The 8,064-nt window shown below is 76.5% G+C and carries 4 protein-coding genes; 3 read left to right on the forward strand and 1 reads right to left on the reverse strand.

Going from position 1 to position 8,064, the window contains the following annotated elements; genetic code table 11:
• The first annotated feature begins 380 nt into the window (after positions 1 to 380).
• Positions 381 to 1,025, forward strand: a complete 645-nt coding sequence (locus ACFU9E_RS13645; RefSeq protein WP_355368362.1) for an HNH endonuclease — start codon at positions 381 to 383, stop codon at positions 1,023 to 1,025.
• A 102-nt stretch (positions 1,026 to 1,127) separates the two neighbouring features.
• Here the strand turns inward: ACFU9E_RS13645 and ACFU9E_RS13650 are convergent, their stop codons facing one another.
• Positions 1,128 to 5,210, reverse strand: a complete 4,083-nt coding sequence (locus ACFU9E_RS13650; RefSeq protein WP_380685893.1) for a beta-N-acetylglucosaminidase domain-containing protein — start codon at positions 5,208 to 5,210, stop codon at positions 1,128 to 1,130.
• A 313-nt stretch (positions 5,211 to 5,523) separates the two neighbouring features.
• Here ACFU9E_RS13650 and malQ point away from each other — a divergent pair, with 313 nt between their 5' ends.
• Positions 5,524 to 7,677 carry a 4-alpha-glucanotransferase gene (gene malQ, locus ACFU9E_RS13655; protein ID WP_380685898.1) on the forward strand — a complete coding sequence of 718 codons (2,154 nt, stop codon included), beginning with the start codon at positions 5,524 to 5,526 and terminating at the stop codon, positions 7,675 to 7,677.
• 9 nt (positions 7,678 to 7,686) lie between these two features.
• Positions 7,687 to 7,917 carry a hypothetical protein gene (locus tag ACFU9E_RS13660; RefSeq protein ID WP_355368356.1) on the forward strand — a complete coding sequence of 77 codons (231 nt, stop codon included), beginning with the start codon at positions 7,687 to 7,689 and terminating at the stop codon, positions 7,915 to 7,917.
• Positions 7,918 to 8,064: the final 147 nt, after the last annotated feature.

Below are 8,064 nucleotides of genomic sequence, written 5' to 3' on the forward strand. Positions count from 1 at the left end.
GTGGCACGCCCCCTGGCCTGCGGGACCGTCCGCACTACCCTAGCCGCCGCCCGGCCCGCACCTTGACACGCCGATCGGCTGTCCGAAGGGCGTGCGGATCCGCGTGAACGCCCCGTCCGAGCGCCCGCGCGCCGTTTTCCGCACTGCTCCGACCGGCCCAGCGCCACCCCGCCGGGGCACCGGCGTGCAACCCGCTCCGCCCCCGGGCATACCGGGTATGACAGATGCCACACCCGGAGTTCACGTCAGGTCCGTTACACAGGAGTGGTGGCGCCGTACGAAGGCGTAAGGCGACACTGGGGGAGATCACGCACCCGTTGCGCGATCCAACCGCTCGTCCCGGCGCGAGCCACGCGCCGCAGGCGTCCAAGGAGGCATCCGTGCCGCATGTCCTGGTCCTCAACGCGTCGTACGAGCCACTCGGCGTCGTATCGATGCGCCGCGCGCTCATCCTCGTCCTCAATCACAAGGCGGTCAGCCTGGAGGACTCGGGTGTCACTCTGCACAGCGCAACCAGCGCCCTTCCGGCGCCGTCCGTCGTCCGTCTGACCCGCTTCGTTCGGGTCCCGTTCTGCGGGCCCGTCCCGCTCACCCGGCGGGCGCTGTTCGCCCGCGACCACGGCCGATGCGTCTACTGCGGGGCCGCCGCCACCAGCGTCGACCACGTCATCCCGCGCAGCCGGGGAGGCCAGCACCGGTGGGACAACGTGGTGGCGGCCTGCCGCCGCTGCAACCACACCAAGGCCGACCGCCACCTCACCGAACTCGGCTGGCGGATGAAGCGGCCGCCGGCCCCGCCCACCGGACTGGCCTGGCGGATCATCGGCACCGGCATCAAGGACCCGCGCTGGCGGCCCTACCTGGAGCCGTACGGCGGCGGGGACCAGCTGCGCGCCCCGCAGTGGGGCGAGTACGAACACCACGACCATACCGACGCCGTCCACCCCGTGCCGCTCGGCCGGGCGCACGCCGGCCACCCCGCACCCGTCCGCCGCGGCGAGCAGCCCGAACCGCTCTCCGCCTGACCTCCGCACCACAAGGGCTTGCCCGTCAAACCATCGGTACGCCTCATGGGCCGCCGCGCACCCCCCAGCCGGGGAGCGCGGCGGCCCGCCGTTCAGGGCGTGTTACGGCTGCTTGGACGGGGTGCCGCTCGGGCCGGGCGTCGGGAAGGACGGGGTGCCGCTCGGGGTGGCGGAGGGCGTCGGCACGGCCGGCGGGGCGGTCGGCGCCGGGCCGCCGGCCTGGCCGCCCGACTGCTGGCCGCCGCCCGGCGTCCCGGTCGGCGGCGTCACCGGGACGGTCGGCAACGGCACGACCGGCAGGGGCACGGACGGCGCCGCCGTCCCGCCCGCGCCGGCGACGGCGTACAGCTCGATGCCCCACAGCGAGTAGCCGTACTTGGTGCCCCGGGCCACGCCCTGCATCCGCAGGAACTTGGCGCCCGGCGCGTCGAACCGCACCGTCTCGTTGCCGCCCGTGCCGTTGTCCACCGTCGCGACCGTGGTCCAGGACCGGCCGTCCGACGAGGCCTGGAGCTTGTACGACGCGGCGTACGCGGTCTGCCAGTGCAGCACCGCCGAGCCCAGGTGGGTGGCCTGCGGCAGCTCCAGCTGCACCCAGGCGTCGTCGGCGGGCGGCGAGGACCAGCGGCTCTTCGGGTCCTGGTCGGCCACCGCCGCGGCCGGGAAGCCCGCCGTCTCGTCGGCCGACGAGGTGGCCTGCGCGGTGATCGCCAGGTCCGGCCCGCCGGTCGGCGGCACCACGTGCACCTGGAGCACCTGGCGGACGGTGGTCTGCCCGGCCACGAACACCACCGGCACCTGGTACGTCCCCGTCGGTGTCTCCGGCCCGGCGGTGACCATCAGCGGCACGCCGACCTTCCCGCCCCGCGGCACGCTCACCCCGGTGACCGGTGCCACGGTCAGCCCCTTGGCGACCGCCGGCACCTCGGTGCGCAGCTCCCCGGTGACACCCTCCGGCCGCCCGGCCTCGACGACCGCCCGCGCCTGCACCGGCTCGGCCTCCCCGGTCACCGCGTCCACCGAGGCGTCGGTCAGGCTCAGCCGGGCCGCCGGGGCGTCCGCGTACCAGGGGATCACCTGGTTGACCACGGGCGGCTCCCCGCCGGGCTTCCAGGCCAGCCGGAACGCGTCGGCGGGCAGACCGCCGGCCGACAGCTCGTTCCAGCCCGGCTGCACCGTGCCGATCTCCGTCCAGGAGCCGTCCGGGTGGCGCACCGAGACGGTGGCCGAGGCCCGGACGCCGGGATCGGTGAGGATGGTGAGCCGGTCCAGCGGCCGGGCGGCGCCCAGCTCGACGGTGAGCGGCTCGTCCAGCGCGGTCGGCGCGGTGGCCGCCCGGTAGGCGGTGTCCGGGTTGCCGTCCAGCACCGCGGCGGCCGACGAGCCGGGCAGCGCGGCCGGACCGCCGCTGACACTGGCCGGCAGCTCGTCCGGCGCGGTCACCGAGAACTCGCGGACCGCGACCGCGGTCTTCTGCGCGGCGGTGGCCCGCAGCCGGACCGCCCGGACGACCGTCCCGGCCGGCAGCTGCGCCGAGACCGACTTCTGGTTCTTCACCGAGGCCAGCTTCTTCCAGCCGCCCTCGCCGGTGGAGTACTCCAGCACGCCGTCGCGGATGTAGTCGTCGAGCGCGCTCGGGCCGTCCGGACCACTTCCCCAGGAGCCCATCAGCACGGTCACGCTGCCCACCGGGCGCCCGCCGCCGAGGTCCAGGCCCACCGAGTCGCCCGCCTGCGGCGGCGCCGAACTCCAGTAGAAGGTGTCCGCGAGGCCGTCGGCCATCAGCGCCGGCAGATGGTCGCTCGCGCTGCCCAGCGTGGTGGTCGCGGTGATGCCGCCGCCCTGCACACCGGCCCAGGTGTCGGCGGCGCGCAGCGCGCGCTCCAGGAACGGGCCGAGCACGCCCGCGCCGACCGTCGCCGGGCTCTGGCCCAGCTGCTCGCGCAGCTTGGTCAGCTCCACCCGGGCCTTCCAGGCGGCCCCGCCGTCCCCGCCGCGCTGCGCCAGCAGCATGTCCAGGGCGGCGTTCCCGCCGAGGCCGTAGTCGCGCAGCGGCGCCAGCCAGGACGCGGCCTCGGTGGCCAGCTGGGCGGTCGCCGGGGCGGCGGCCAGGGTCTGCTGGGCACCCGCCATCGCGGTGAACGCCTCCCGCAGCGGGACGGCCGCCTCGATCAGCTTGGCGAGGTCGGGCGCGGTGCCCGAGGTCGGCTCGGCGGTGGCCCAGAACCGGTCCAGCAGCGGCAGCAGGTAGCCGGACTCCTGCTTGGCCAGCGGCGAGGAGACGCTGTTCCCGGCCAGCGCGGTGACCGCCGGCAGGGTCTCCCCGGTGGGCGTCGCCGTCGCGCCGGTCGGGCCGGCCAGCGACCGCAGCGCCGCCCGCCAGGAGTCCTCCGGCTTGTAGGCGACCGGGTTCCAGGCGAAGTCCCCGGCCGTGGCGAGCGCGATCCGGGAGGCGACCGGCTGCTGCATCGCGCCGGTCAGCATGACGGCCGAGCGGGTGGCCACCTCGGAGTCGCGGCCGGTGTAGGCGCCGAGGAAGAGCCGGTCCGGGGTGGCGTCGTTGACCGGGTAGTTGTCCATCGTGACCAGCGGGTGCCGGTACAGCTCCGCGGTGTCGCCGACCTGCGTGCCGGTGATCCGCTCCGGGATCACCCCGACCCCGCTCCAGGCCACCTGGACGGCCGTCGGCAGCGCGTCGGCCAGCGCCGTGCGGTACGGGGTGGCGCCCTGCTGGTGGTACTCGGTGGGGACCACCGACAGCGGCGCCAGGCCCGGGTTCGCGGTGATCAGCCGGTCCTGCACCTTGGCGACCAGCTCGGCCTGCGCCTTGGCGGCGGCGGCCGGGCCGGTGCCGTACCTGGCCCGGTCGTCGGAGCAGTGCCACTCGTCGTAGGAGACGTCCAGGAACTGCAGCTGGAACGCGGTGAAGCCGAGCCCGCGCAGCCCGTCCAGCTTGGCGACCAGCGCGTCCGCGTCCTTGCCGGAGCTGTAGCAGAAGGACTGCCCCGGGTCGATCGCGTAGCCGAGCGCGACGTGGTTGCGCGTGGCGCGGTCCGCCAGCGCGCGCAGGTCGTCGGCCTTCGCGCGCGGGTAGGCGTCCCGCCAGCGGGAGGTGCGGTACGGGTCGTCGCCCGGGGCGTAGAGGTAGAGGTTCTGCTTGGAGCGGCCGAGGAAGTCCAGCTGGTCCAACCGCTGCTGCTGGGTCCACGGGGTGCCGTAGAACGCCTCGGCGGTGCCGCGCACCGGGGAGCCCGAGGGCCAGTCGCGCAGCGTGATCCCGGGCAGGCCGAGACCGGCGGCGCCCGGCGCCTGGCCCTGCTCGGCCGGGACGGCGGCCAGCAGCTGGCGCAGCGACTGCGCCGCGTAGAAGGTGCCGGTCGCGTCGGCGCCGGCCAGGACGACCGCGCCGTAGCTGCCGCCGGACGCCACCGGCAGCTGACCGGCCGCCAGTGCGTAGCCGCCGGACGGCATTCCGGCCGTGCTCGGCGCCGTGCCCTCCTTGCCGCCGGCCGCCGCCGTGAGCTCGCGCAGGATCCGGTCGGTCTCGCCGCCCGCGCCCTCACCGGCGCCGCCGACGTACACCACCAGCGAGCCGGCGACCGGCGCCGCGGGCGGCGGCAGCGGGGTCACGGCGGCCGCCCCGGCGACGCCCAGCACCTCGTGCACCGCGGCGACCGCGCCGCGGTCCGCCCGGGGCGCGGCGACCAGGATGACGGAGCCCGGCACGGTGACCGGCTTGCCGGCCACCCGCTGCTCCTGCGGGCGGGGGAAGACCTGGGGGTCGCTCACGCTGCCGAGCGGGGTCTGCGGGGCGCTGCTCACCACGTCCGGCCCGGGGGCGAACCCGGGAGCCTGCGCGTACGCGGCCGGTCCGCTCACCAGCAGGCCGCCGACCACGGCCGCCGCCGACAGGGTGGCCGCCACCTGGAGGGTGCGCCGGCTCGGCGCCCCGGGACGGGCGGCCAGCTCGCGCTCGACCCGCACGGAGCGGAGCAGCGGTTCGGTGCCCTTGAGGTCCGCGATCAGCCGGTCCGCCGTCCTGGGCGCGAGTTGACGGCACGTCCGCGCGGTGGCCCGTCGTGCCGCGAGGGCGGCGGGGTGCTGGAGCACCTCGCGCAGCGACGGGCTCTGCTCCAGTTGCTGACGGAGCCGCCGCCCGGCCACCTCGGACACTCGGGCTTGCACAGGAGCCTCCTCGCCAGGCCGGAACCACATCGCGCCAAAGCCCACCAGCTACGTTTCCCGGTGTCAACGCCGTCGACGGGTATGCCGATTTTGTCCGATTTACGCCGGACTTAAGACCCCTTTAAAGAGGACTCTCCGCCCTCCCGGGCCGCTCCCCTCCGCCGTGTCCCACCCCTTCGGCCGCGTGTGTCCACCGGGTCACCGGGCCGTCACCCGGGTAGGACTGTGGCTGTCCTGACTGGGCGTTGCCGAGACATCGCAGGAGCCGCGAGTGGCCGCTTATCTCGACCGTGACGGAGCCGACGGCCTGGACGTGCCGGCGCAGGACGCGCCGCCGCCCCCGCCCGAACTGGTGGCCCTGGCGCGGGCCCACGGGGTGGACACCCGCTGCGGCCCCGGCGGCGTGCCGGCCGGCGCCCGCACCCTGGTCGCCGTGCTCGCCGCGCTCGGTGTGGACGCCGCCGCCCCCGAGGCCGCCCGCGCGGCGCTCGCCCGGCACCGGGCCGAGCAGCGCGCCCGGCTGCTGCCCCCCACCGTGGTGGCCCGGGCCGGCCGCCGCACCGCGCTCGACCTGCCCGCCGACACCCGGCTCGCCGTCGCCCTGGAGCAGGGCGGCCGCTGGGAGCTGCCGCGCGGCCACGCCCACTGGCTGCCCGCCGACCTCCCGCCCGGCCGGCACACCCTGCACGCCGACCTCCCCGGCCGCCCCGCCGCCACCGCCCACCTGATCGTCGCCCCCGAGCGCCTGCCCGCCCTCCCCGGCCGGAGCTGGGGCTTCCTCGCCCAGCTCTACTCCGTCCTCTCCGACCGCTCCTGGGGCATGGGCGACCTCGCCGACCTCGCCGACCTCGCCACCTGGGCGGGCTCGCTGGGCGCCGGCTTCCTCCAGATCAACCCGCTGCACGCCGCCCTGCCCGCCGTCCCCTCCGACCCGTCCCCGTACCGCCCCTCCTCCCGCCGCTTCGCCGACCCGGTCCACCTGCGGGTCGAGGAGGTCCCCGAGTACGCCTACCTGACCGGCGCCGCGCGCGAGGAGGCGGACGAGCTGCTGGCCCGCGCCGCCCGGCTGCGCTCCGAGGTGCTGGAGCACGACGGCCTGATCGACCGCGACGAGGTGTGGGCCCTCAAGCGCCGCGCCCTGGAGCTGCTGCACGCCGAGTACCGGCGCCACGCGGCCCGGCACGGCGCCGTCCGCACCGCCGCGTTCGACGCCTACCGGGAGCGCGAGGGCGAGTGGCTGGAGCGGTACGCGGTCTGGAACGCGCTGGCCGAACGGCACGGCGCCGACCACCACCACTGGCCGAAGGGCCTGCGCCACCCCGGCTCCCCGCACGTGCGGCAGCAGGCCGCCGAGCTCGCCGACCGGGTCGACCTGCACCGCTGGCTGGCCTGGCAGACCGACCGCCAGCTCGACCGGGCCCAGCGGGCCGCCCGCACCGCCGGGATGCCGCTCGGCCTGGTGCACGACCTCGCGGTCGGCGTCCACCCGGACGGCGCCGACGCCTGGGCGCTGCAGGACGTCCTGGCCACCGGCATCTCGGTCGGCGCGCCCCCGGACGCCTTCAACGCGCACGGCCAGGACTGGGGCCTGCCGCCCTGGCGCCCGGACGCGCTGGCCGCCGCCGGCTACGCGCCGTTCGCCGAGCTGATCCGCTCGGCCGCCCGGCACGCCGGCGCGCTGCGGATCGACCACGTGATGGGCCTCTTCCGGCTCTGGTGGGTGCCGGCCGGGCACGCCCCGACCGAGGGCGTGTACGTCCGCTACGACGCCGAGGCGATGCTCGCCGTGCTCGCCCTGGAGGCGCACCGGGCCGGCGCCGCGGTGATCGGCGAGGACCTCGGCACCGTGGAGCCCGGCGTCCGCGAGGAGCTGGCGGAACGCGGCGTGCTCGGCACCTCGGTGCTCTGGTTCGAGCGGGACTGGCAGGCCGGGGGCGGGATCCTGCCGCCCCCGCGGTGGCGCGCGGGCAGCCTCGCCACCCTGACCACCCACGACCTGCCGTCCACCGCCGCCCGGCTCTCCGGCGAGCACGTGGAGCTGCGCCACCGGCTGGGCCTGCTGGCCCGCCCGCTGGGCGAGGAGCAGGCGCAGGCCGCCGCCGAGCTGGCCGACTGGCGGGCCGAGCTGGTCCGGCTGGGCCTGCTGGGCGCGGAGGAGCCGCTGTCGGCCCTCGCGCTGCACCGATTCCTGGCCGCCACCCCGGCCGGACTGGTCGGCGTCTGGCTGCCGGACGTGGTCGGGGACCCGCGCCCGCAGAACCTCCCGGGCACCTGGGACCAGTACCCGAACTGGCGCCTGCCGGTCGCCGACGGCTCCGGGACGCCGGTCACCCTGGACGCCCTGGCCGCGGCCCCGGACGTCCGCGTCCTCGCGGACCTGCTGCGCCCGCTGGGCGCCGGGCGGGGAATCGTCGGACATGCCCCAAAGGCCGACCCCGCCGAGCGGCCCGGCGTAAGTGACGGGTAAGTTGGCATCGTGGACAAGAGGAACGCTTTGCGAGCCGGCGCGGTCACCGCAACGGTCACGCTGATGATGCTGCTGTCGTCGCCCGCCATGGCCCTCACCCGGGACGACGGCGACGACCCGGGTAGCGGCCTGAGCGTCGCCCAGACCCTCGGCCTTTACGTGCTGATCCCGATCGCGGCCTTCGTGATCATCGGCGGCCTGGCCGCGCTGCCGTTCGGCGACAAGGACAAGAAGAAGTAGCCGGGCGGCTCCTTCCTCCACCCACGAGCGCACAGACCCCGAGGGGGGGGGGGGGCGCGGGGCGCCGGGCTGGGGGCGCCGGGCGTCTATTAAGTGGCGGCGGGAACGCCCACGACGGTCCGGCTGCCCAGCAGCGCGGTCGTGCAG

The organism is Kitasatospora sp. NPDC057595 (assembly GCF_042800875.1).
Classification (GTDB): Bacteria; Actinomycetota; Actinomycetes; order Streptomycetales; family Streptomycetaceae; genus Kitasatospora.